The organism is Leptospira kemamanensis, from assembly GCF_004769665.1.
GTDB classification, from domain to species: Bacteria; Spirochaetota; Leptospiria; order Leptospirales; family Leptospiraceae; genus Leptospira_A; species Leptospira_A kemamanensis.
The window spans coordinates 39,349-62,185 of the sequence record NZ_RQGG01000043.1 but is presented as its reverse complement, the minus strand read 5'-3'; the positions used below and the strand labels follow the sequence as shown (position 1 = coordinate 62,185).

The following is a 22,837-nucleotide window of genomic DNA, read 5'->3' as shown; positions in this document are numbered from 1 at the left end:
ACCAAGGTCAAGAATTTGGAATTGTCCTAGGTTGTCAAACGGGTCTGTAAGCAAAATGCTTGATTTTCCAAAATCATCTCATCGAATGATGGCACTTCTTTATGGTCACTTCCTCGGGTTTACTTCTGCAGTTTTCCAACCAAATGAAATCAAAAGGATTACTCATTTTGATTTCGATCCGGATGGTTCTTGGTTGGCTTGGAATCCTTGCTTCCATTTTAAATTTCGGAAAACCACCTTTTTACATCGCTGTCGCATTTACTTTGTATTTTTTTGGTACTTCCTATTTGGGGAAACATTTCCTTAAGAACAAACAAAAGAACCCCATTGCAAACCAATGGATCATGTTGTTTTTGGGAATTGATTATAGTGTTTTACTCTTTGGGTATTACATGGCGATTTTTGCCCATCCCGTTGGGTTAAAAGCCTTACCCATTCAGAACTCAATTTTCTTTTCCCTGTTTTTTTTATTCCAACTTTACATTTCCTTTTTTTTACATCGGACGTTTTCCATTGTGATGGGAATCATTGTAAGCCTTGGGTATATAGGTGGTATTTTTTTTGCGCACCAGTTGGGAGTCGAAATTGATTTTGGATACCAGCTGACTCCCCAAGGACCCAATCGAGTTGTTTTTGTTCTCGAGGTATTAAAGGTAATTTTACTTGCTGCGAAAACAATTTGTATTGTGAAGTTGGTTTCGTTTTTACTCGATATTCTGGAAAACAATAACCAAAAATTAGCCATCGAGTTAAACGAAAGAGAAACCAGTTTGATTCAAAGTGATCGATTGGTCACACTAGGATCGCTTTCTTCCAATGTTGCCCATGAAATCAAAAACCCACTTGCGGGCATTCTGTCCATGGTGAACTTTTTATTGTCAGAAGAAAAACGTTTCCTGACTAGTCGGGAACCTCTTTGGATCGAAAAAGAAAAACAAATATTATGGAAACATCGTACAAAAAAAGAAAAACGAGAAGAGATGGATTTGATATTACAACTATTTCCTTTTCTACCTCGTCACGATTTATTTTATTTAGCAGATCGTTGTATTGATTTAGGGATTGATTATAAAAGTTTTGACGGAATTGCAGAAGAAGATAAAAAAGATTGGGAATTTGTGTTTTCTTGGTTAAAATATAAAACGATGGAAAATGCAAATTTACTAATTTCCAATTCAATCCATCGAACTGAAAAAGTCATTTCTACATTCCAACAATTCTCTAAACCATTCCAAGAAACAGAAAAAGAGCTCGTACGAATTGGGGATGGCATACGTGATATCTTGATTTTATATACGCAATATTTAGAAATGAATCGAATCCTTGTCACAAATATTGACGATCGATTAGAAGCCATGGTGAATGAACCCGCAATCAAATTGGTTTGGTCTCATTTACTGTTTAATGCCATCCAAGCTACGTCTCATAAAACGGGGGAAATCCAAGTGAAACTCTTTCGTAATGCAGACGAACAATTGGAAGTGAATTTCATCGACAAAGGAGTTGGAATTCCTCATTCGATCCAAGATTCCATTTTCCAAGCTTTTTTTACGACCAAGGAAAAAGGGGAAGGGATTGGACTTGGACTTTATATCTGTAAAAATATCGTCAAAGAACAAGGCGGAACCATTGATTTCACTTCCGAACCAGGAAAAACAATGTTTCGTGTTTGTTTGCCAGAAAAAACAAATGGAAATGAAACAATCAGTTAGGAGAAATGTAAGATGAAAATATGGTATTTAGTTCCAGTCGTTTTCCTTTTATTCCAATGCCAAAAGGAAAATTTACAATATGAAACATTGGCCATCGCCATCACAACAGAAGCAAAATCAAACCTCCAACAAAAACTAATGTCCCAAATGAAAGAAGGGGGAACCAGACAAGCGATTCCTTTTTGCCATGAGAATGCACTACGTTTCACTGAAAACCTGGGAAATCAAAAAGCTGTGTCCTTGAGACGAATTACAGACAAACCAAGAAACCCAAAGAATATGATGACAGAGGATGAGTTGAAGATCTTTTCTTTGGTCAAACAAGGAAAATCCAAAGAGGGAGTTTATCCAAATCAAATCGTCAGATCGGATGAAGTTGTGACCGTCTATGTGCCAATCGTAATTACGGGTCAATGTGTCGGTTGCCATGGAAAAGCGAATGAAATCACAAAAGATACCAAGGAAACATTAGCCAAACTTTTTCCAAATGATAGAGCAATCGATTACGAAATAGGAGATTTAAGAGGACTTTTTTCCGTCACATTTAAAAAGTAATCGATCCCATTCTATGATTCATCCCATTTCCTTCATCAAAAACAAACCTGAGTTATGTGAATTCGTTCTTGAACATGGATTGTATGGATTTTTGATATGGGATACCAATTTAGGAATGGTGTATCCAAGTGAAATTGCGATAAGGTCAATGGGACTTTCTCCTCACCAATCCTTTCCTGCTGCCTGTATCCTGAATCACTCAGGTTACTTACTAGACTCAGACTATAAACCCAATGATTCATTTTTTGGAAGAATCTGTTTTGATCCAAGCGAAAGTGCGGGTTTTCCGTTTCGGTTTTTTTCCAAAGTATTTAAGGAAGCAGGCAAACCATATCGTATCCTTGCGTTAGATGCTGCCATCGAAAGTAAAGATCGGAACCAAACTCCGATCATTCAATCGGAAATGGAATTCAAATCTGTGTCAAGGCTTCTCGACCAAATGGCTAACTTGGCAAAAATTGGTGGTTGGGATTTGGATTTACGAACAGGAAAAGCCAATTGGACCAATGTGACCAAACGCATTCATGAAGTAGGAGATGATTTTAATCCCAGTATAGAATCAGGCCTTCAGTTTTACCATTCGGAAGAAAGTCGAAACAAAATCGCGAAGGCTGTCAATTCTCTTTTGGAACAGGGAATTGAGTATGATTTAGAATTAGAAATGGTGACTGCAAAAGGGAACCAAACTTGGGTGCGAACCATTGGTCGTGCAGAATATGAAAATCAAAAAATCGTTAAAATTTATGGAATCATCCAAGACATCAACGATCGAAAAAAATGGGAGATGGCACTTGCTTCCCAAACAGCCATCTTATGGTCGTTTGTGGAACATGCTCCCGCTGCAGTGGCGATGCTCGATCAGGATATGCGTTATGTTGCTCTTAGCCAACGATGGATCGATGACTATAAGATCACTTTGTCTAAAGAGGAAATCATTGGAAAATCCCATTATGAAATTTTTCCCAATATTGGGGATGATTGGAAAACAATTCACTCGCGAGGGTTAAGTGGGGAAGTGTTAAGATGTGATGAAGACATTTGGCGCCCTCCTGGTTGGGAAAAAGACCAAGTGATCCAGTGGGAAATTCGGCCTTGGAATTTGTTATCAGGTGGGGTCGGTGGGATATTGATGTTCACAAGGGACATCACAGAATCATACGAAACTAAGTTAGAGTTGAAACATGCCAAAGAAGTAGCTGAAAAATCATATAATGCCAAATCAGAATTTCTTGCGAACATGAGTCATGAAATTCGTACCCCGTTAAATGGGATCATTGGTTATTCTGATTTACTTGCTGAAACTTTAGTGGATACTGCTTTTAATGAATACGCACAAATTGTCAAACAATCTGCACATACACTTTTAAATATCGTGAATGATATTTTGGATTTTTCCAAAGCGGAAGCAGGTAAACTCCAGTTAGCCGAAGAGCCCAATGATCTAAAAGTGGTCATTTTAGAATCCATTCGAATCATGGATATCCAAGCGATTACCAAAGGATTGGATATCCGTTTGGATTTGGATCACACAATTCCATTAACTCTCATGTTTGATGCAAATCGATTGCGGCAAGTCATGTTGAATTTGATTGGAAACGCTCTTAAATTTACAGAGGTCGGTTTTATTGAATGTAAATTGGAAGGTTTGGCCTCACCCAATGAAAAGGAAGTTTTGGTTCGGATTTCGGTAAAAGATTCTGGGATTGGAATCGCAAAAGAAAACCAAAAAAAGATATTTGATTCCTTTACCCAAGAGGATTTTTCCACCACACGGAAGTTTGGTGGAACAGGGCTTGGCCTTGCGATTTGCCGGCAATTATTGAAATTAATGAAATCAGACTTAAAATTGGAAAGTGAATTGGGGAAAGGAAGTGAGTTCTACTTCGACATTCCCTTTCGAATTCCAGAATTTGATGCGAGTTTGTCTTCAGATCCATCTTTATCTGTCAAAGAGGTCCAACCTGGGTGGAACCAAGAGGCAGATACCTCACTCGTGAAAGTGTTGGTGGTCGAAGACAATTTGGTAAACATGGGACTCATGAAAAATTTCATCAAACGGATCGTCACGAATGTAAAAATTCTAGAAGCGGAAAATGGAGAAGAGGCCATCACTGTTTTCCAAAAAGAACAACCCAATCTCATCCTCATGGACATTCAGATGCCTGTCAAAAATGGATATGATGCTACTGTAGCGATTCGTAATTTGACCGAAGGAAAAGATGTTCCCATCGTAGCAGTGACAGCAGGAATCATTGCCGGGGAAAAAGAAAAATGTTTTGCTGTTGGGATGAATGATTATCTAAGTAAACCCGTTCAAAAAGAAAGTCTCAAACAAATTCTTTTGAAATGGTTAGATGAATCAAACTCAAGAATCAAAACGAAATAAACCACCCAAACGCACCATCCAAGATTCAGAGACTGCACTGGAACGAGTGGAAGGATTTCCTGGATCTCGTAATTCCCCTGATTGTGCAATTGGATCATAACTATTGATGTGTGCGGAAAGTCCAGAATACCGATCCATATCTTTGTAAAACGTTCGGAAGACATCGGTTTGGATAAAAAAACGAACTCTTTCTTCTGGATCGTAATTCATTCGAAAACCGTAATTTATATTTTCGCGAATGGAACCCATCACTCTTGGATTGGATGTCCACTGGAAGGTATCGGGTCGGCTAATAGTGAGGAGAGTATAATCAGCACCCACTAATACTTCTGGATTCGTGATTTTGGATGCACCACCATGAAGACCCAAACCAATTTGTTTTGAAACATCATAATTCAAACTTAAAAAACCAGTGACTTCTCTTGGAGATTCAAATTTTGATTTGGTACTTGCTTTAGCATCCGTTGCATACCCCCCAGATAGATATCCGAAACGGCTCTCAGCGAATTGTTCTCCGTATGTTGTCGTTTGAAAAGGCGCAATGCCAGAAGCTGTAATCGATATTAGGTTTGATCCATAAGTGACTTCGCCTCTAGATTCAAAACTTCCTCGTTTCCAAATAAATCCAATGGAGATTGCACCTGAATTAAGGATTGCCCGTTCTTGTCTTTCTTTTTGGAGAAAGGCAGACAAAGGTGTTTGGTTGGTATTTAAAGTTTCCTCTGGATATAAGGTTTGTCCGTCTCTTGCGGAATCTGTTTTCGGATCACTGACTTTCAGTTTGGTTCCAATGGCGGAAGTGGTGAAAAGGAAATTTTTACTTGGGATCCAATCCAATCGAGCGGCCACGGTTGGCATGGTATTTCGTTCAATATTGGTTTTCACATTTGGATCATTATGGAATCCAGTAGTACCAATCGCCGAACCCAGTTTAAAATCACCTAATTTGTACCAGATGCCGATTTGTTCTCTTTGCCAACCTACGTTTCCAGAAGCAGACATAAAGGCACTGGCATTATAGGAATGTGGGTAAATGCCTGCAAAAAGATCCCATGTCCTTCCTAAAAAGAATTCCAGATTGGAAGTGGGAGTGTAATTAAAATAGATTTGTCTCACACGAGGTTTTGTTTCCGCACCCACAGAACTTTTGGTCACATCCACAAAATCAGCTTCAAAGATTGCTTTTGCTTTGTTCCCGTAACTGATCTCTGCACCAAGTAAAGAACTGGTTGGGTAAATCCCCGAACGAGGTTCCGCATCTCGTGCTTGTACGTGTCGTTTGGCAACAGTAGGTCCCACTAAATTATCAAATCCAAAAGACAAAAGAGATTGGTTGGCATAGGCAAAATCCGTTTTGAGCATTCCTGTGATTTTATATTGGATTTCACTGGGTTGTACTTGTTTGGTTTCATTGGATTGAGAAGAGATTCCTTTGGGAGGATACAGAGTGTTCCCTTCTTTGGAAATCGGTTTGTCTTCCTTTTCAGGTTCCGACCAAAGGATAGTTACGTTACTGAGTAACACAAAGAAGAAAAGGATGGGAAATAGGTGTTTCATTAAAATTTTCCTTGTGTCTACCTAGGCAAAAATGTTAGAACAGCCTATGCAAAGTGCAAAGATTTTGCAAGAAAACATTCTAAGTCTTCATAGGAAAGGATTCAAAATTTATGAAATTCAAATGGGAACCCAATTCACTTCGGACGAAACTCATCGGTTTAACCATTCTGTCCGTTACCTTTGCTTGTGGTTTAACAGGTTTCCTAAGTTTTTATGTTGGGAGAAGTACGATCATTTCCAAATTAGAAAGTTTTGATATCGTAAAAATCCTAGAATCCAAGTCGGCTACCATTGATTCCATTTTAGAGCGCGCCAAGGAAACCGCAGTTCTCATTGCATCCGACGTCAATACCATTCGTTGGGCAAAAGCTTCTGAACCAAAAGGAGGAGAAACGGATACTGTGTTCCGAAATCTTACATCTTACAAATCGAAGTTAGGTTATATCACCTATATGGGACTGATAAATCCTTTAACCAAAAACTATTGGAACGAATCCGCTAAAAAAATTGATACATTGAGTGACAAAGATCCAGATGATAGTTGGTTTTACGAACTCATCCAATCAAAAAAAGATTTGGTAATCAATATGGATTACACTGCTGAATACAAATCGTACGCTATTTTTGTGAATGCGGTTGCCATGGAAAATGGAAATCCAGTGTTAATCAGTTCGATTGGAATTGATGTCTCCGTTGCTTCTAAACAGTTTACGCAAGTGGATCAATTTGGTGGGGAGAGTTGGTTAGTGGACAACCAAGGAAATATCCAATTGGCTTTAGATAGTAACCTTCTTGACCAAAATATAAAAAAAGCATTTCCGGAAGAAGTCAGTGTCAAATTAAAAGATACAGGTGAAGAAGTGATGATTTTTTCCGGATTAGATTCAAATGGAAAACATTGCTTATATGGAAGTTACAAACTCCATTCGGTTCCCTGGCGTGTGATTTACAGAGTACCAGTTTCGAATATGACAAAATCCTTAGATTCCATTGCATTATTTACCATCTTTAGCATCCTATTTTCGGTAGTGGTTGTATCGATGGGAATGGGTTATGTGTTAACGAAGGTGACTCATGCGATTCGCGAAGCATCGATGCTCATGAATCGCATTTCCCATAATGAATTATCATTTGAGGTACCAAGGGGCCAATTGGAACGAAAGGATGAGATTGGTGGTATGGCAAAAAGTTTGGAAAAAATGCGCCAAAACTTGATTGTGATCGTCCAAAAAATTCAAAAACTCTCCGAATCAATTACGGGAAAGAGTTCCCACCTGTCTTCGTTAGCTTCCGATTCTTCGGCTACCATTGAAGAAATCGCTTCTTCTGTCCAAGAACTTTCTGCCAGTGCGGAGAACGTATCAGCTTCTGCAGAAGAGATCTCTTCGCAATCCAATTCCATGATTGACACATTGAATTTGTTAGGAAGTGAAATGGAACTTGTATCCAAAGGAGCGGAAAAAATTGAAGGGAAAGCAAGTGAATTAGAATCCTTTGTCGGGAAATCGCTTTTGGATGCAAAAGCCTTGTTTGAAACAATCAATACTAAAATCCAAAATGCAGTGAAAGATGCGGAAGCGATCAAAGAAATTCGAGAATTGGCAAGTATGATTGCAGAGATAGGGGATCAGACCAACTTGCTTTCGTTAAATGCCGCAATTGAAGCAGCACGAGCAGGGGAACATGGAAGAGGATTTGCTGTAGTGGCTACGGAAGTTTCCAACTTGGCTGGTAAATCCCAAGATACAGTGAAAAAAATTGTGGAACTCAATCACAAATTAGAAAAAGCTATGTTGGAGATGGTGGATTCTGTGAAGGAACTTCTCGGTATGATCACAGGAAAAGTCATTCCTGATTACGAAGGTGTAGTTGCTTCCGGAAAAGAATACCGCATCCAATCGGAAGAAATCAATGCCCTTGCTAAACGAACCTTTACATTAGCCAAAGAGATCAGTGGAAGTATCAGTGAAGTTCACCATGCGATCATTTCGGTTTCAGAAGCGATGAATCAAAATGCATTAGCATTGGGAGAAATTAGTTCTGGGACAAACCAAATGAGTGAAGTCTCGATGCAAACAGCTGATAGTTCGGCAGAACTAAACCAAACTGCCATCGATATGAAAGACATTGCTTATCAATTTAAAATAGAGAACTGATCTCGTTTTGCAGGTCGTTTCAGAACAAGTTTGTTTGTGTTCGGAAAGCAAATCCTTCCATTCTTGTAAAAAAATAGTATTCGGATGAGCTTCTATCAAAGACATTGATGGAGAAGAAATACTCGATTTTTGAAAAAAGAAGATAGGAGAGCCCAAACCATGTCACGTCCATTTAAAGTTTTAGGAATCCAACAAGTTGCCATTGGTGGTGAGTCCAAAGAAAAATTATCCAAGTTTTGGGTTGAAATCATGGGTCTTACGAAAGTTTCCGATTATAAAAGTGAAAAAGAAAATGTCGACGAAGACATTCTTTCTATGGGCAACGGTCCCTACAAAGTGGAAATTGATTTGATGCAACCCATCGATCCGAACAAAAGCCCGAAAGTACACGATCCTAAACTCAATCATATTGGCTTGTGGATTGATAAATTGGAAGAGTGTGTGGAATACTTAACCAAACAAGGTGTTCGTTTCACACCGGGTGGGATTCGAAAAGGGGCTGCAGGATATAACGTTTGTTTCATTCACCCTAAAGGGAACGAAGAATTTCCTCTTTGCAGTGAAGGTGTTTTAGTGGAACTTGTGCAAGCGCCAGAGGATGTGATCAAAGCTCTCGGTTAAGTTTTTAGTAAGATTGCAAACGATTGGTGTCATAACCAATCGTTTTTGCGTATTGGATATATTCGTTTACTATTGATTGGGAAATCGTTTTTTCTCTAGAGAATACCCACAAAAAATTGGGATCAGGTCCGCCAATTAGGGCAGTCTGATAATACGTTCGATTTCTTAATGGAAATTGATTTTGTGGAACAACCAAAACAGAAACATAGCCACAAATAGTAATAAAAAATACTAACAAATTGGTTTCGTTTGATCCAAGTTTCCATCACAACTTAGATAGGAACTTGGAATGATTTGCATCAAAAAAATTAAGTGATGATTTCTTTTTTCTGATGGGCCAAACGCCAATACCCATATGCAAATAAAGCTAGGAATGTGGTGATGAGAAATTGCGTCAAATGAACGACTGTTGCATACACAAGTCCTTCTCCAGGATCTCTTCCCAAAATGATAAAACCCGAAATGATGGCAGCATGAAACACACCAATTCCAGAAGGAGCTGAAGGAATCGCAACACCCATCCCACCGAGGAACATAAAGAGCAGGGCTTCCGGAAATCGAATGGGCATCCCAATGAGTAAACCCGCTAAATAATAGGAAAGAGCATAACCAAATACCCAAGTTGGTAGGGAATAGGCTAGTGGGATTTTCAATTTGTCACCTTGTAAAAATTCGGAAAACTCGATGAGGTGGTGATCCAGTTTTGTTTCAAACAAAGATTTTTTACCAATCAGGGTAAAACATTTGAGAAGAATGGATCGTAATGCGGACAAAAAATACTTCACGAGTATGAGACCAACTAACATTCCGATGATGACAAGGCTCGAGATGAGAAGTAAACTTAAGTTTTTCGATTGGCCAAGTCCCATATAAAAAAGAGCAGTTGCTCCAATGACTACGACTGCACCTAAGTCCATCACCTTTTCTAAAAAGATACGACTTAGTAAATGGGTAAGTGGTAAATCAGAATCCCGTTTGTTCATGAGTAGGCGAACCAAATCTCCCCCACGAGCTGGTAACACCATATTTAAGCCGACTCCAATGATAGCTGTGGAAAAGGATTGGGTAAAAGTAATTCTTTTTTCTAACAGGTGGAACCAACGGATAGAAAAGGGAACAAAAGCCCATAAGTTTGATAAAATGAGTAAAGGTAAAATCCACCAATTGATTTTACCTTCCAATCGTTGGAATTCACTTAAATCAAAATTTTTCTGTAAAAAATAAATGGCAATGCCAGAAACGATGATACCAAAAAATAATTTTTTCATTTGATTAACCCGGTGGCCATACCATATGCCTTCCACCTAACAAGTGAAAGTGTAAATGTCCAACCGTCTGTCCTCCGTAATTTCCACAATTATTCACAACTCGGTAACCCTTTTCCAAGATTCCATTTTTTTCAGCTAACTTTGGTATCACTTGGAAAATTTCATTGGTTACCTTAGGATCTAAGTTTCCGATTTCATTCATACTTGTGATATGGGTTTTGGGTATGATGAGTAGGTGGATGGGCGCCTGTGGGGTGATGTCATGGAATACAAAAATGGAATCCGATTCGTATTCTTTTTTTGCTGGAATTTCCCCTCGAATGATTTTACAAAAGATACAATTTTCCATATCAAACCTTCTTTTTGGCAAATACTAACGAACAAGCCCCTAGTGTTCCTGAAAGATTCCTTCCTTTTCCTAGTTTCAATCTTTCATTTAAAACGGAGAAAATATTGGAACGAATTTCAGATTCTAGATGTTTCCCAAATAAATCATAAGAATTAGTAATCCCACCCACAAACACAACCACTTCGGGGTTTAAAAGATGGATGGCACCTCGCACTGCATGGGCTAGTGCCAACGTTCCAAATTCTAAAATTTCTTTAGAGATCGGATCTTCTTTTCGGACAAGATCAAAAAAAGCTTCTGCGTTTGGAAGTTTGGTTTGGGTTTTTTCAAAATAACGATTGAGAAATCCTCGAGTGGAAAAGTAACTTTCAACACAACCTTTGGCACCACAACCGCAAAGGGCTCCACCAATCACAGAAGTTGTATGGCCTATCTCGATTCCATTTCCCAGGTAACCTGTATACAACGCTCCTCGATTGACAAATCCTCCACCTACACCTGTTCCTAAGGTAAGGATGAGTTGGGATTCGTATTCTTTATAACTACCAAAATAAGCTTCTCCAAGCGCTGCACAGTTGGCATCATTTTCATAATACACAGGTAAAGAAAATGCTCTCTCTAACGTCTGTTTGATGGGGACGTTTTGTAATCCTACCATATTGGCACTTGTGAGTAAAACTCCCGTTTCGTTATTTAAGGGGCCAGGGGAACCCACTCCGATTCCAATGGCACCAGGAGTTAGGGGGCGAATGCTTTCTTTTAAGATTTCTAAAAAGGACTGGTTGTCGAGATGCTCAGGTGTTTTTGTATGATTGGATTTGAGTTCTTTGCCTTCTTCATCAAATAAAGAAACTCGGATACTCCCACCACCAATATCAACACCTATTGCTTGTTTCAAAACATCACTCTCCCTTAATCACTTGTTCAAACCTTCCGTTTTTCATTTCGTAAACGGTTTGGGCATCGAAGGCTAGTTTCATATCGTGTGTGACGAGGATAATGGAGTGGTTTCGTTTGTTGTATTCATTCAGTAAGAGTTGCACTAGATAACTATTTTCAGGATCCAAATCTCCAGAAGGTTCATCGGCAAAGAGAATTGCTGGGTCATTGATGAGAGACCTTGCGATTGCTGCCTTTTGGATTTGCCCACCAGATAAAGTTCTTGGCAAAGAGTTTTGAATGTCACCTAGTTTCAGGTGTTCAATTAAATAATCACATTTGCGAAGATAATCATCATTCGAAAACTTCTTTGTAAAAAGAGCAGGTAAAAGGATATTTTCTTTGATCGTTAAGTTTCCCACAAGTTCTGAAAATTGGAAAACTAGTCCTAGGTCACGTGCTCTAATTTCTGCAAGTTCCTGTTTGGAAATTTGGGAAAGTTTGATTTGGTCGTACAAAATGTCCCCTTCTGAAGGAGACAACATTCCTGTTAACATAGAAAGAAGAGTGGTTTTGCCGGAACCAGAAGGCCCGATGATGGCTACGTAATCTCCTTGGTTCACATCGAAGCTGACGGAACTCACCGCTTCTTCTTTTCCAAATCGTTTGGTCAAATTGTGGACACGGAGTAACATTATTTTTGTCTCCGAATGGATTTGTAAGGATCCATAAAGGTACTGATTCCAACGGTGGGAACAGACACAAGGATTCCTAAAAAGAGAAAAAGCACCAAACAAGTGAAAATCGATTTCACTTCCCCAAAAATCCCAAAATCAGGAGGAGGGGTTAACAATCCTAAATTGATCACGATCCCAAGGAGGAAACTAGGCAAAAATAGGAAAAATAGGGACAAAGAATGGAGGAAAATACATCCCATACGGTTTCCACCCACTGCCATCATCACGCCGATATCACCCAATGCATGCAAACAATGGAAGAAAAATAAAGTCATGAGTGCAAAGCTAGTGGCGTAAAAAAGAATCTGCGGAGACTTGTCAAAGGAAACGATACTAGTAAGAGACACTCCCGCATACAAGTGGAAGTGGATCCTGACTGCAAGTACCAGGAAAGTAAAGATAAGGGTTCCCGCAAGGCCATAGGCCAAGGAATAGAGACGATCTCGTAAGAGAAGTCGAAGAGCAAACGAAATGTAGGTGAGTTGTATCACTTCCAGGACAGAATTGACGTAAGACTCTTTTTTACCAACCAAAATAGGAATTTAGGAAGGATTCGAATTTGGCATTTTTTATCTTTGTAGGAGCCGCTGTGATAATGCTTGGGTTTCTCCTTACCTTTGTGATTGGACAAAGGCGAGATAGTTATGCCAAGGCTCTGAGTCTCGCGACTTTAGGGAATTTTCTAGATGCGAGGGCCCTCGTTAGGGAAAAACTAGAAGAAGACCACCAAAACCCCCATGGTCACTACGTAATGGCAAAAATCTATGCCATGGAAAATGACCCTCTCAACGAAGCCAAACACCTCGAAATCATCAAAAAAAACAATCGCTACACAAAGGAAATTGATCCCGTAACCGTTTCCAACCGCATTGCGGAGATTTATTATAACAAAGATTTTTTTGAAGAAGCATTTTTCCACTACCTGGATACCCTTCAAAACGATCGTTCTAACCCCATTGCCTGCATCCGATTGGGATTTATGGCACTTGGGCAAAAGGAATTCAAAATTGCGGAGCATTTTTTTGCAAGGATCCCGGAAGAAAAAATAGGTCTCACTTCCTTTTACATCGCCAAAGGGGTGATCTCAGGAGTGACAGGTGGTGGCAAGGAACGTGAGTATTTTGAAAAGGCGTATAAAATTGAAAAAACTCCTGTCTCTGGATTTTTATATGCGTTATCTCTTTCTCGCGAGAACAAACACAAAGATGCAGTGAAAACTGCCATTGCCATCAGCGAACAGATCGAAGACGAATTTGTTCGATTCACCTTATTTCAATTCCTGATGACAGAAGCCATCCTCATGCAAAATTTTCCAGAAGCTTTGAAGTATGGTCGTTTGTGTTTGGAGATGGCAAAACTCAATGCATGGCAAAGTGAAATCACGGAATGTAGCATTCATTATGCGATGATCACCACCTATATGGGCAGGTATGAAGATGGAGCCGAATATTTAATCGAAGCGGAAGCGGAACGATTGGATGATCCTGATGTCATTGCCCTTGCGAATTTAAAATACAGGCTGGAACGTGGAACAGGGACTGTGGAATCATTAACGCATGAATATGACTTAACTCGTGAGTTAAATTTACTCTCTGTGAATTTGTTTCCAAACTCTCGTTATTTTGAGTTAAGTGGAATGCGTTCTTCCAAACCTTTTAACATCAAAGGTATGGTGGATGAAAGTGGAAAAAAACTCACCTCCAAATTGGATATGTTAGGTCTGGATAAATTTGAAAAATTCATAAGTTTGCCTGGAACCAATTTTAAAAACCAAGCCACTCGAATGGTGATGAGTCTTGGATACCGCGTAACCAAAGAAATCGCAAACCCGGAAGCAGATGGAGTGAATTTACTTGCCTCTTCCAAAGAAGATGTGAACAAACGAGCTTTGTTTCGCGTACGAAAATGGAAAGATGCCAAGGTATCGGATGTATTTTTACGAGAGATGACAAACCAAATGGAAGATTTGGGTGCTACTAAAGGATATGTGATTGGAAATTTTGACGTCACAGAAGCCGGTAAAAAAATCATCGCAGCAAGTAATGGAGCACTCGAAATGTATTCAGGGGATTTGTTTGAGGACCTCCTCAACAAAACGATGTAATGCGAAGACAAAATTTTCTTTTCCATAGTCGAATTTTCCTCGGAATCCTTGTTTTTTTTCTCCTTATCCATTGCCAATCTACCTTGCCACCAAAAGAAGAAAGATCCTTACCAAATACGACTATCACCCAGTGTCCTTATCCTATTTCACTCGGAACGGTATACGGAAAAGGGATTACCAATTTTGATCGAACCATCCTTCTTTTTCAGATCAAACAATTGTTATTCGATCTTTGTGAAGGTCATTTCCATCATTTGCTCCCTTTCGTAGATAAAGAAACAGGATTGTTTGTGGATGCAAAAGGCTATTGGACCTTGGATGAGGTAAAAGCAGATCTAAGTGATCCCAATGGGTATTTTGCTTTGTATTATTTTAATTCATCCAAACTGAATGAAAAAAAAGGTTCTTCGGGAAATCTAACAGTTCGGGAAGTGTTTTCACAAGCAGGTACAGTGTTTGTGGATCTTTATGTGAGTTCTTCCGAAGAAGTGGAGATGAAGTTTCGGTTTCCCAAAGATCCAGAATTAGAACGATACCTCATCAATCCAAATTTTATCAAAATTCAAAATACTTGGTATTTGCACCGAATGTTTTAAATCATTTTGATCCTGTAATGACTAATTTCACAATATCGGAAGCAGTGAGATTCGGATGATTTTTTTTGGCATCGGACACTTGTTTTGTGGCTGTTTTTTCATCAAAACCCAGTTGGATGAGAGCAAGAGTTGCCAAATCCGTTTCTCGATTGACTGTGTCTGTTTCGATTCCTCCCTCTTGGAGAAAGAGTTCGAATTTTTTTAAGTTCTGTTTGATTTCAAATAAAATCTTTTCAGATGTTTTCCCTTTTACCTTGGGAATTTTTTCTAAGGTCTTTTTATCATCTGCTTTCGCAATTTGATACAAATCATCGGCTTGGAAAAATGATAAAATTTTTAAAGCAGTGAGTTCTCCGATTCCATGTAAAGATTTGATCAGCTCAAATAACTCTCTGTCCTTTCTTGTGGAAAAACCAAATAGTTTTTGCCCACGATCCGAAATCGAATGGAAACTATGTAAAAATATTTCCTGTCCTAATTTGTCCTTACATTCTAAGTGGAGAGGAAAGGGAATCATCACTTCATATCCCACACCAGAGACTTCTATCACCAAACGATCAATTTCTAATTGGAGTAATTTTCCGCGTAAACTTGCTATCATGGAGGACTTCTTCTTTCCTATTGTAAGGGAGGAAGAATTATGACTACTCTTCTTTTTTAAAGATTTTTAGGGAAAGAGGGAGATCACAAAAACAAATAGAAAAGGTTGCTTGTATTTTCTAAAAACTTCCTTAAAAACGGTAGTCGTGAAACGGATCCGCAAATCAAAAAATCCAGCCCTTGCCCAGTATCTTACCTTGGCGGATTTATTCAAAAACCTTCCTCATTCTGTATTACGGGAAATGATGGATCATACCGTTCGCGAATTTTTAAAAGGGGGAGAAGTCCTATTTTTGGAAAATTCGATTGGAAATGATTTGTACATCTTAGCGGCAGGGAAACTTCGTTTTGAAAAACGAGGGTCAGATGGAAGTTTGCGAGACATTGGTGAGTTCAAACGTTTGGACATCATTGGGGAACTCAGTTTGTTCACTGGAGAAAAACGTTCGGCCACTGTAAAAGCGGTGCGTGACTCAGAACTCATTCGTGTCCCAAGAGAAGTGGCACTTTCTATTTTATTAAAACACCCCGAAAGTTTATTACAAATCACCAAAATCATCGCAGAACGTTTGGCTCATGCGAAAACTGAAACAAAAACCTTTGTACCGCAAGCAAAAACATTTTCTCTTTTGTCATCCATGCCAGAACATCAAATTTTAGATCTCATCCACTATCTAGGTCTTGTGTTTTTACGATACGGATCTTTTTACGTGGTCGACGAATCGATGTTTCATGAGCGTATGAAGGAGTTGGAAAAACTTGAAGAAAGTGACAGAGAACCTTGGATCATTCGATTTTTCACTCAAATCGAAGCTGAATACGATTATATTTTTTATATCATAAAAGATCAGTCTACATTCACTTCCTTTGCCCAGAGGGCTCTTCGCCAATCGGATAGTTTTGTCTATATCAAAGAGGCAACGGAAGAACCCAGTTGTATTCGATTGGAATCAATGATCGATAAACGACAGTACAACGATAGAAATCACATATTAGTTTTAATCCAACCAGACCCAGAAAAGGTTTTCCCAGGTACCATTAGGCATTTGGAGAAAAGAAGATTCCAACGCCATTTTCACGTGCATATGGATCGGATGGATACTTGGGAACGTTTGGGGAGAGGTTTACTTGGTAAGTCCATTGGTCTTGCGTTAGGTGGCGGTGGTGCCAAAGGTTTTTCTCATTTAGGAGTATTGAAGGCTTTAGAAGAAAACCAAATTCCAATTGATATGGTTTCCGGAACCAGTGCTGGTTCTATTTTTGCGGCTCTCATTGCTATGGGAGAAACAAGTGAAGGAAGTAAAATCAAAGCAAAAGAATTTTGGGTCACCAAAGACTTACTGAACGAATACACCATTCCCATTTTATCTCTCACAACTGGTAGGAAGTATACGGAAGCCATCCGCCAATTTTTTGGGGAAATCCAAATCGAAGATTTATGGATTCCATATTTTGCCATATCTACCAATTTATCTCATTCCGAAATTGAAGTGCATGAAGTAGGAAGTTTGTGGAAAGCCATTAGAGCTAGTACTTCGATTCCTGGTGTGGTTCCTCCCTTTATCGATGATGGGATTGTGTATGTGGACGGAGGTGTCCTTGACAATGTGCCTGGTATCACCTTAAAAGAAAAAGGTGTGGGTAAGGTGATTTCTGTCGATGTGTTTGGTGATATTTATCCGGACCAAGACCGAGAACTTTGTGAATATTTTGATCCCACAAAACCCGGTGTGATGACAAATCCCATTTTCCAAGTCACAAATCTCATTAATTTTCAAGACATCTTAAATCCAAAATTTCCACCCATTGGCGATATCATCATCCGTTCGATTTTAGCATCCAGTCGCGAGAGGATCCGAAAAACCGAAACCATTTCAGATTTGTTTTTACAAATCCCAACAAACAATTTTGGACTATTGGATTGGTTTGCTTATGAACGTCTGATTGAACTCGGTTATATCTCTTCGGTTGAGAAAATCAAAATGAACCAAGAGAAATTTCGAAATCCTTCTTTACAATAGAATTTGTTTCTTGTAAGTCTTTTGGTAATGTTTGTTTTGCTACGTTTCCCCACGTTCCTCACATGTTTCCTTTTTTTTCCCTATGTATTGTTTGCCCAAAACTTAGAAAGTTTATTAGAATCGGGATACAACAAACAAGAGACCTTACTCATTCGCAATGAAATCCGAAAAAAATTAGGGGATAGGGCCAACCAAAAACAAATCCAAACAATCATCGAATCTCTTCGTGTTTGGGCTGTGTTTGAATCCATGCCTCCCGCTGCATTTGCTTTGGAAGTGGAACGTTTTGTCATCTTACAAGACCATGGGTATTCATGGGAAGAGGTGGAAGACCTCATTCCTTATTTCATCACCACAAAACCAAACAAACAAGAGATTCCTTATTTGGGTAAATTTTATAGAGAGATGGTACTTGCCAAAGTGCCAGAGGAAGAGATACTAAACCTTTTCCAACTAGCAAAATCAAATCTTTGGAGTGGAGAGAGTGTATTTGTTGCGGGTCGGTTATTTGTATTTCTTCGTAAAAAAGAAACTAACTCTAGTTTGGTATTCAAACAATTGGAGAAACGAATCCCTAAACAAATCGCAAATCTAAGTCCTGAAAAAAGAAAAAAACTCTTTTTGGATTGGGAAAAAGAATCGTTTGTCTCTGGAACCGATCCCAATTGGAATCTTGTAAAAGAAGATACATTGTCTGTTCTTTCTGGAAAAAATTCCATTCAGGATTTTTCAATATCAGATCGCCGAACAGAGATTGTGTGGAATGCAGAAGGAGAATGGATTACCAAAGAAAGACCAAAACTCGATCCGAATTTGATTTTTATTGAAGAACAAACGACTGTAAACATAACTCCTACAGAATCCAAATCCAAACGAAAACTGGTAGATCCAGTGGGAAGGCAGTGGATTGGGACTCCTTATCTCTATGGTGGTTATTCCAAACGAGGGATTGATTGTTCTGGTCTTACCAAATCCATTTTAACCGATCCAAAAATTGGAATGAAGGATAAAGGAATTCCTCGTTCGGCAAGAGACCAAGCGACCATTGGACAATTTGTTTCTCGTGAAAAACAACAAATTGGAAATTTAGTTTTCTTTTCCGCTTCTCCCAATACCAGAAAAATCACACATGTAGGACTTGTTTTAGAGAATGGAAATTTTATCCATGCATCCACCAGTCGTGGGGTTGTCATCCAATCCCTTCAAGAAAAATGGTGGAAAGAACGGTATGTGACTGGTCGAGATATTTTTAGTAACGGCAATTGATATGGCAAAAAAGAAAGCATTAGTACTATCAGGTGGTGGCGCAAGAGGTGCTTACCAAGCAGGTGTGTTACGATATTTAGAAGAAATTGGATGGAAACCCGATATCATTTCTGGCACCTCTGTGGGAGCCATCAATGCCTGTGCCATTGGTTCAGGAATGGACAGCCAAAAACTAACAGAACTTTGGTTGCAGCTCAATCAAAAACATATCATGCGTTATTCGATCTGGAATATGTTAAAAGGTTTTTTTCGAAGGAAATATTACCCTTTGGTAGAAACCTATCCCTTAAGAAAATTCATATATGAACATTTGGATTTTACGAGGTTAAACCAAACACAAACGAAAGTCATCATTTCAGCTGTCAATATTCTGAGTTCTGAGTTACGGTTTTTTGAAAATCCCAATTTGAAAATCGAACATATCCTTGCCTCTTCGGCCATTCCCATGATCTTTCCTTGGCAAATGATAGATGGAGAACCCTATTGGGATGGTGGTGTGATGGCAAATACTCCCATTTTACCCGCGTTAACACATGAAGCATCTGAAATCGTAGTGGTTTTACTTTCTCCCGTGGGAAGTTCTACGATTATGGAAACTCCAGTCACAAAAGATGAAGCATTAGAAAGGCTGTTTGAACTTTATTTACTTGGATCGTATCGCAGTGTGGAACAAGGATTGGAATACAGAAAATCTGTGATGAACGGACTCACTTCCATCGAAAACTTTTTTTTAAACCTTCGCACCCAGTTTACAAAGACAAAAATTTCCGTGATTGCCCCAAAACAAATGTTAGGTCTTGGAAGCATTTTGAATTTCAAAAAAGAGCAAGCAGAACGCCTTGTCACTCAAGGATACGTAGATGCTAAAGAATTTTTTGAGACAAAGTCCAAATCCAAAAAATGAATTAGTTCCTCGAACTGACCATGATGTAAACGGAATGTGCGCTGTATTCAAAGGATTGAGCCAAGGAATTGGGATCAATTCTTGAGTTTCCGTAACCGAGTTCGCGAATGTATGTAACAGACACGGAAGACTTGGATGTCACCCAAGAAAATCCCAAACTCAAACCCCGATTTCTGGAATATTCGTTTCGTGGATTGGTTCCAGACCGAGCCACTTTGTAAATGATACTCGCATCTCCTGAGCTAGCGGTAACTTGGTTTCCAAATGTATTCTGGAGGTATAAATCTACTGCCGACTCTGTCCAAGAAATTGGTTTTGTATTTGGTTCGTTTGTGTAAATACCACCTAATATAGCAAAGGTGTCCGCTAAATAGTATTCCATTCCTGCAGCAAAATTGGTTGTGGAATAACGAGTGAGCTCTCTCACTTCTGTGTCATTGATTGTATAAGTCACTCTTCTTCCAAAACTACTAATTTCATCTTGGTTACGCCTTACTTTGTAACCTGAAGTATGGATCATATCAAACGATGTCATAAACCTTGCTGTTGGAAAAAATGCGACTCCGAATCGCATCTCGGAAGTTTGCGGAATGGACGTCACGAGTTTTGGTTTTTGAGTGAGTACACCTTGTTCGATGGAAGAAGCACCATCTCCTGTTCCTTCAATAAAATCGATGGCAGAAGTTCCTGGTCTTCTTGTGGAATCTGCATACACTTCGTTATAAAGCCTGTCACCACCCGTAACAAAGATCCTTCTATAACTCATTCCAAGGGAAACTTTGGGGTTTGGTTGGTATTGGATTCCAAGCACTGGCATAAGTCCCGTTGTCCTTCTGTTATCCACATAGGAACGCATCACATAACTTAGGTCAGAAAACTGTTGGAATTGGGTTCTGGATGCTTCTTTGGTATCACTCATATAATAGAGTGTGGCACCGAGGGAGAGTTTATCATTTACGAGATAAGCAAGACTTGGTCCAACGAGAAGTTGGTTATAACGTTCTTTTGTATAGTTTCTTGTGGAGTTGATGGATGGCGAAACTAGAGGGTAGTTGACTTGGTCCACTCGGTTATAGGAATAATTATATGTGTTCACAATCGAAAAGGCAAACTTCCACCTGTCAAAATTTTTCAATAGTCCAATGAAATTGGGATCAAAACCTTGGTGGGTTTGGTTGTATCTTTGTCCTGGTGTATCGATATTGATATAACTTCGTTTTACATCTTTAAAATTACTGGCAGAGATGGAGATTCCATCATTATGCGTAAACCCAAGCCCTGCTGGGTTATAATAGGCACCAGATGGATCGTCGGCAATGGCGGTAAATGCACCTGCAAGCCCTGCAGCTCTTTCTCCATAAAACCCTTGTAAGTTGTGAAATGGTTCGGAGGCAAAAAGGGGAAGGGAAAGAAAAATCAAAATAGACAATATTGGCAATTGAATGAAAAACTGACAGATGGCTTTTGATTTCATGAAACCTTTTGGGTATTGGAAGGGTTTGTGTAACATAAGATTCTAGGTTCTTTTCTGATTTAATTGTTTTCTAAATTTGATTTACGATATTTATAATTGGTAAATTACATCGCTAACGGGAGTATATACTTCATTTCCATTCGCATCCACCTCATAACGATACACTACTGCAGTTGCTACCTGGCTTGCTGAACCGTAAAAGTCTACATAATAGGATACGGAGGTATCGGATTCATTTTCATAAAATTCTCCCCATCCGATATATTCATCAGGGAAAACATTTGGGTCCACTCCTGCGGGCATAATGACAAACGCATCATATGCATCATATGTTCCAGTACCAATATCGACACCAGGAGGAGCGATGGTAAAATCCACATAGACATCCCATTCAAAGGTATAGGAAGTTTCAATGAATTCTCCATATAAGTCTGTATCGAGGACACCCAGTTCTTCGTATTCGTCATTTGCAGGTACATCAATATCATAATAATCAACAGCGAAGTAGGTGATGTCTCCATTGCTATCATAGGTTTCTGTTAAATAATATTCAAAATTCTCTTTATTATCAATGTATTCTGTTAGGACATAACCACCGAAATCATTTGTCCTTCCTTTGACAGACGTTGTGATTTTATTGTCATCCACATCTGCATAGACATTGCTATAACTTAAGGTCACACAATTGTTCTCGTTGGCATTTGTGTCAGTGGCACATTCTTCAAAGGTAAATCGGGTGGTTGATTTGTCCGTGATTCCTGAACCAGTGGTCACTTGTTTGATATTGAGAATGGCTTTGTCTTTTTTTCCTTCTTGGGTGATGTAAGTGATGGAAGCATCAACACTGAGTGAGATTCCAAACACCTTTAAAGAACGAGTGATGGAGCTAAACACTTTTGATTTGTCGCTTTTAAATTTGATGCTTTTTTGGAATTTGTTATTCGCAGGACAAGGTTGTGGTGTTCCGAGAGAATCAGCAAAGGAATAATCGATTTCGTTATCATACTCATTATTACTCAGAGTGCGGTAGACCATCGCTGGTGTGGGAACAGCTTGTCCAATGAATGGTAATAGTCCTTCGTTTTGCAAACTGACAAGTTCGCCTCTTGCTTCTTCAGGACTCAAGCCCAGTCTCTCAATTCCTTCTAAAAACTCATCTTCCATCGATTGTGTGATGCGCACAGTAGACGTGCCACCAGGGATACAAACACCAGGACTTGCTTTTGCGATTGCATAGGAACCACTGATTAAAACTAAGTCCTTTTTGGCATCCCGTAAGATTTCGGCGACAATGTCTGTTCCTTCTGTGAGAAAGTTTTGGCCAGTGAATCCATAGTCCAAAGTGTCCTCAGCTATGCCTTTTGCCGTAAAAGCCATTTTTTTAGATTTGTTTTTGGATTGGAAACTGGTACCGAGTCCACTTGACGGTTTCCGAATGGAACGCGGAACAGCAACACTTAAGTTGGAAGGTAACTCAGAATTGATACTAGAAGATAATAAACTTCGAATGAAAAATCTTGTGAGAAGGGCACTGAGAGAATTACTCTCATCTTTTTCTTTTTTACAACCTACAAGAACGGAGGTAAGTAGTAAGAGGATTAGAAAACAATGTTTCATCGCCCATTCATAGCAAGCCAACCATAAGAATTGTC

General features: G+C 39.2%; 20 protein-coding genes. 10 read left to right on the top strand and 10 right to left on the bottom strand.

The window, feature by feature from the left end:
- Positions 1–101: 101 nt before the first annotated feature.
- From EHQ59_RS14605 to EHQ59_RS14595, 3 genes are read left to right on the top strand one after another with little or no spacing between them, the layout of a single operon-like run.
- Positions 102–1,712 (top strand): sensor histidine kinase, encoded by a 1,611-nt coding sequence (locus EHQ59_RS14605; protein WP_135620375.1) that lies wholly within the window; start codon positions 102–104, stop codon positions 1,710–1,712.
- A gap of 12 nt (positions 1,713–1,724) precedes the next feature.
- On the top strand, positions 1,725–2,267 hold the full coding sequence (locus tag EHQ59_RS14600; RefSeq protein WP_135620374.1) for a Tll0287-like domain-containing protein: 543 nt from the start codon (positions 1,725–1,727) through the stop codon (positions 2,265–2,267).
- 13 nt (positions 2,268–2,280) lie between these two features.
- Positions 2,281–4,653, top strand: a complete 2,373-nt coding sequence (locus EHQ59_RS14595) for a hybrid sensor histidine kinase/response regulator (protein ID WP_135620373.1) — start codon at positions 2,281–2,283, stop codon at positions 4,651–4,653.
- On the opposite strand, the gene EHQ59_RS14590 is transcribed toward EHQ59_RS14595, so the two are convergent.
- Positions 4,633–6,210 (bottom strand): hypothetical protein, encoded by a 1,578-nt coding sequence (locus EHQ59_RS14590; protein WP_135620372.1) that lies wholly within the window; start codon positions 6,208–6,210, stop codon positions 4,633–4,635. The genes EHQ59_RS14595 and EHQ59_RS14590 overlap by 21 nt on opposite strands.
- 110 nt (positions 6,211–6,320) lie before the next feature.
- Here EHQ59_RS14590 and EHQ59_RS14585 point away from each other — a divergent pair, with 110 nt between their 5' ends.
- On the top strand, positions 6,321–8,366 hold the full coding sequence (locus EHQ59_RS14585) for a methyl-accepting chemotaxis protein (RefSeq protein ID WP_135620371.1): 2,046 nt from the start codon (positions 6,321–6,323) through the stop codon (positions 8,364–8,366).
- Between the two features lie 159 nt (positions 8,367–8,525).
- Positions 8,526–8,987: a VOC family protein gene (locus tag EHQ59_RS14580; protein ID WP_135620370.1), complete on the top strand. Its 462-nt coding sequence runs from the start codon at positions 8,526–8,528 to the stop codon at positions 8,985–8,987.
- A gap of 4 nt (positions 8,988–8,991) precedes the next feature.
- On the opposite strand, the gene EHQ59_RS14575 is transcribed toward EHQ59_RS14580, so the two are convergent.
- From EHQ59_RS14575 to EHQ59_RS14550, 6 genes are all read right to left on the bottom strand, one after another.
- Positions 8,992–9,183: a lipocalin family protein gene (locus tag EHQ59_RS14575; protein WP_244245574.1), complete on the bottom strand. Its 192-nt coding sequence runs from the start codon at positions 9,181–9,183 to the stop codon at positions 8,992–8,994.
- A gap of 112 nt (positions 9,184–9,295) precedes the next feature.
- Positions 9,296–10,255, bottom strand: coding sequence for a lysylphosphatidylglycerol synthase transmembrane domain-containing protein (locus EHQ59_RS14570; protein ID WP_135620369.1), 960 nt, complete (start codon positions 10,253–10,255; stop codon positions 9,296–9,298).
- 4 nt (positions 10,256–10,259) lie between these two features.
- Positions 10,260–10,604, bottom strand: coding sequence for a histidine triad nucleotide-binding protein (locus EHQ59_RS14565; RefSeq protein ID WP_135620368.1), 345 nt, complete (start codon positions 10,602–10,604; stop codon positions 10,260–10,262).
- Between the two features lies 1 nt (position 10,605).
- On the bottom strand, positions 10,606–11,502 hold the full coding sequence (locus EHQ59_RS14560) for an ROK family protein (protein WP_135620367.1): 897 nt from the start codon (positions 11,500–11,502) through the stop codon (positions 10,606–10,608).
- Between the two features lie 4 nt (positions 11,503–11,506).
- Positions 11,507–12,178 carry an ABC transporter ATP-binding protein gene (locus EHQ59_RS14555; protein ID WP_135620366.1) on the bottom strand — a complete coding sequence of 224 codons (672 nt, stop codon included), beginning with the start codon at positions 12,176–12,178 and terminating at the stop codon, positions 11,507–11,509.
- Complete coding sequence (locus EHQ59_RS14550; protein WP_244245565.1) at positions 12,178–12,753, bottom strand: ABC transporter permease; 576 nt, start codon at positions 12,751–12,753, stop codon at positions 12,178–12,180. The genes EHQ59_RS14555 and EHQ59_RS14550 overlap by 1 nt, the downstream gene beginning before the upstream one ends.
- Positions 12,754–12,779: 26 nt before the next feature.
- Between EHQ59_RS14550 and EHQ59_RS14545 the strand changes: the two genes are divergently transcribed.
- Positions 12,780–14,324, top strand: coding sequence for a restriction endonuclease (locus EHQ59_RS14545; protein ID WP_135620365.1), 1,545 nt, complete (start codon positions 12,780–12,782; stop codon positions 14,322–14,324).
- A gap of 83 nt (positions 14,325–14,407) precedes the next feature.
- Positions 14,408–14,920: a hypothetical protein gene (locus EHQ59_RS14540; protein ID WP_244245564.1), complete on the top strand. Its 513-nt coding sequence runs from the start codon at positions 14,408–14,410 to the stop codon at positions 14,918–14,920.
- Between the two features lies 1 nt (position 14,921).
- On the opposite strand, the gene ruvA is transcribed toward EHQ59_RS14540, so the two are convergent.
- Positions 14,922–15,521, bottom strand: coding sequence for a Holliday junction branch migration protein RuvA (ruvA, locus tag EHQ59_RS14535; protein WP_135620363.1), 600 nt, complete (start codon positions 15,519–15,521; stop codon positions 14,922–14,924).
- Positions 15,522–15,666: 145 nt separating this feature from the next.
- Between ruvA and EHQ59_RS14530 the strand changes: the two genes are divergently transcribed.
- The 3 genes from EHQ59_RS14530 to EHQ59_RS14520 are packed head-to-tail and all read left to right on the top strand — an operon-like array spanning position 15,667 to position 19,711.
- Positions 15,667–17,541 (top strand): patatin-like phospholipase family protein, encoded by a 1,875-nt coding sequence (locus tag EHQ59_RS14530; protein WP_135620657.1) that lies wholly within the window; start codon positions 15,667–15,669, stop codon positions 17,539–17,541.
- A 27-nt stretch (positions 17,542–17,568) separates the two neighbouring features.
- A complete protein-coding gene (locus EHQ59_RS14525; protein ID WP_135620362.1) occupies positions 17,569–18,807 on the top strand; it encodes a C40 family peptidase in 1,239 nt (412 codons plus the stop codon).
- Between the two features lies 1 nt (position 18,808).
- Positions 18,809–19,711: a patatin-like phospholipase family protein gene (locus EHQ59_RS14520; RefSeq protein WP_135620361.1), complete on the top strand. Its 903-nt coding sequence runs from the start codon at positions 18,809–18,811 to the stop codon at positions 19,709–19,711.
- A 1-nt stretch (position 19,712) separates the two neighbouring features.
- Here EHQ59_RS14520 and EHQ59_RS14515 read toward each other — a convergent pair whose 3' ends face one another.
- Positions 19,713–21,221 carry an OmpP1/FadL family transporter gene (locus EHQ59_RS14515; RefSeq protein WP_244245562.1) on the bottom strand — a complete coding sequence of 503 codons (1,509 nt, stop codon included), beginning with the start codon at positions 21,219–21,221 and terminating at the stop codon, positions 19,713–19,715.
- A gap of 54 nt (positions 21,222–21,275) precedes the next feature.
- Positions 21,276–22,802 (bottom strand): hypothetical protein, encoded by a 1,527-nt coding sequence (locus EHQ59_RS14510; RefSeq protein ID WP_135620360.1) that lies wholly within the window; start codon positions 22,800–22,802, stop codon positions 21,276–21,278.
- Between the last annotated feature and the right edge of the window lie 35 nt (positions 22,803–22,837).

Bases quoted from the DNA above. Each gene is read 5' to 3' on its own strand.
- EHQ59_RS14605 (WP_135620375.1), top strand. From the start codon at position 102: ATGGTCACTTCCTCGGGTTTACTTCTGCAGTTTTCCAACCAAATGAAA.
- EHQ59_RS14600 (WP_135620374.1), top strand. From the start codon at position 1,725: ATGAAAATATGGTATTTAGTTCCAGTCGTTTTCCTTTTATTCCAATGC.
- EHQ59_RS14595 (WP_135620373.1), top strand. From the start codon at position 2,281: ATGATTCATCCCATTTCCTTCATCAAAAACAAACCTGAGTTATGTGAA.
- EHQ59_RS14590 (WP_135620372.1), bottom strand. From the start codon at position 6,210: ATGAAACACCTATTTCCCATCCTTTTCTTCTTTGTGTTACTCAGTAAC.
- EHQ59_RS14585 (WP_135620371.1), top strand. From the start codon at position 6,321: ATGAAATTCAAATGGGAACCCAATTCACTTCGGACGAAACTCATCGGT.
- EHQ59_RS14580 (WP_135620370.1), top strand. From the start codon at position 8,526: ATGTCACGTCCATTTAAAGTTTTAGGAATCCAACAAGTTGCCATTGGT.
- EHQ59_RS14570 (WP_135620369.1), bottom strand. From the start codon at position 10,255: ATGAAAAAATTATTTTTTGGTATCATCGTTTCTGGCATTGCCATTTAT.
- EHQ59_RS14565 (WP_135620368.1), bottom strand. From the start codon at position 10,604: ATGGAAAATTGTATCTTTTGTAAAATCATTCGAGGGGAAATTCCAGCA.
- EHQ59_RS14555 (WP_135620366.1), bottom strand. From the start codon at position 12,178: ATGTTACTCCGTGTCCACAATTTGACCAAACGATTTGGAAAAGAAGAA.
- ruvA (WP_135620363.1), bottom strand. From the start codon at position 15,521: ATGATAGCAAGTTTACGCGGAAAATTACTCCAATTAGAAATTGATCGT.
- EHQ59_RS14525 (WP_135620362.1), top strand. From the start codon at position 17,569: ATGTTTGTTTTGCTACGTTTCCCCACGTTCCTCACATGTTTCCTTTTT.
- EHQ59_RS14520 (WP_135620361.1), top strand. From the start codon at position 18,809: ATGGCAAAAAAGAAAGCATTAGTACTATCAGGTGGTGGCGCAAGAGGT.
- EHQ59_RS14515 (WP_244245562.1), bottom strand. From the start codon at position 21,221: ATGTTACACAAACCCTTCCAATACCCAAAAGGTTTCATGAAATCAAAA.
- EHQ59_RS14510 (WP_135620360.1), bottom strand. From the start codon at position 22,802: ATGAAACATTGTTTTCTAATCCTCTTACTACTTACCTCCGTTCTTGTA.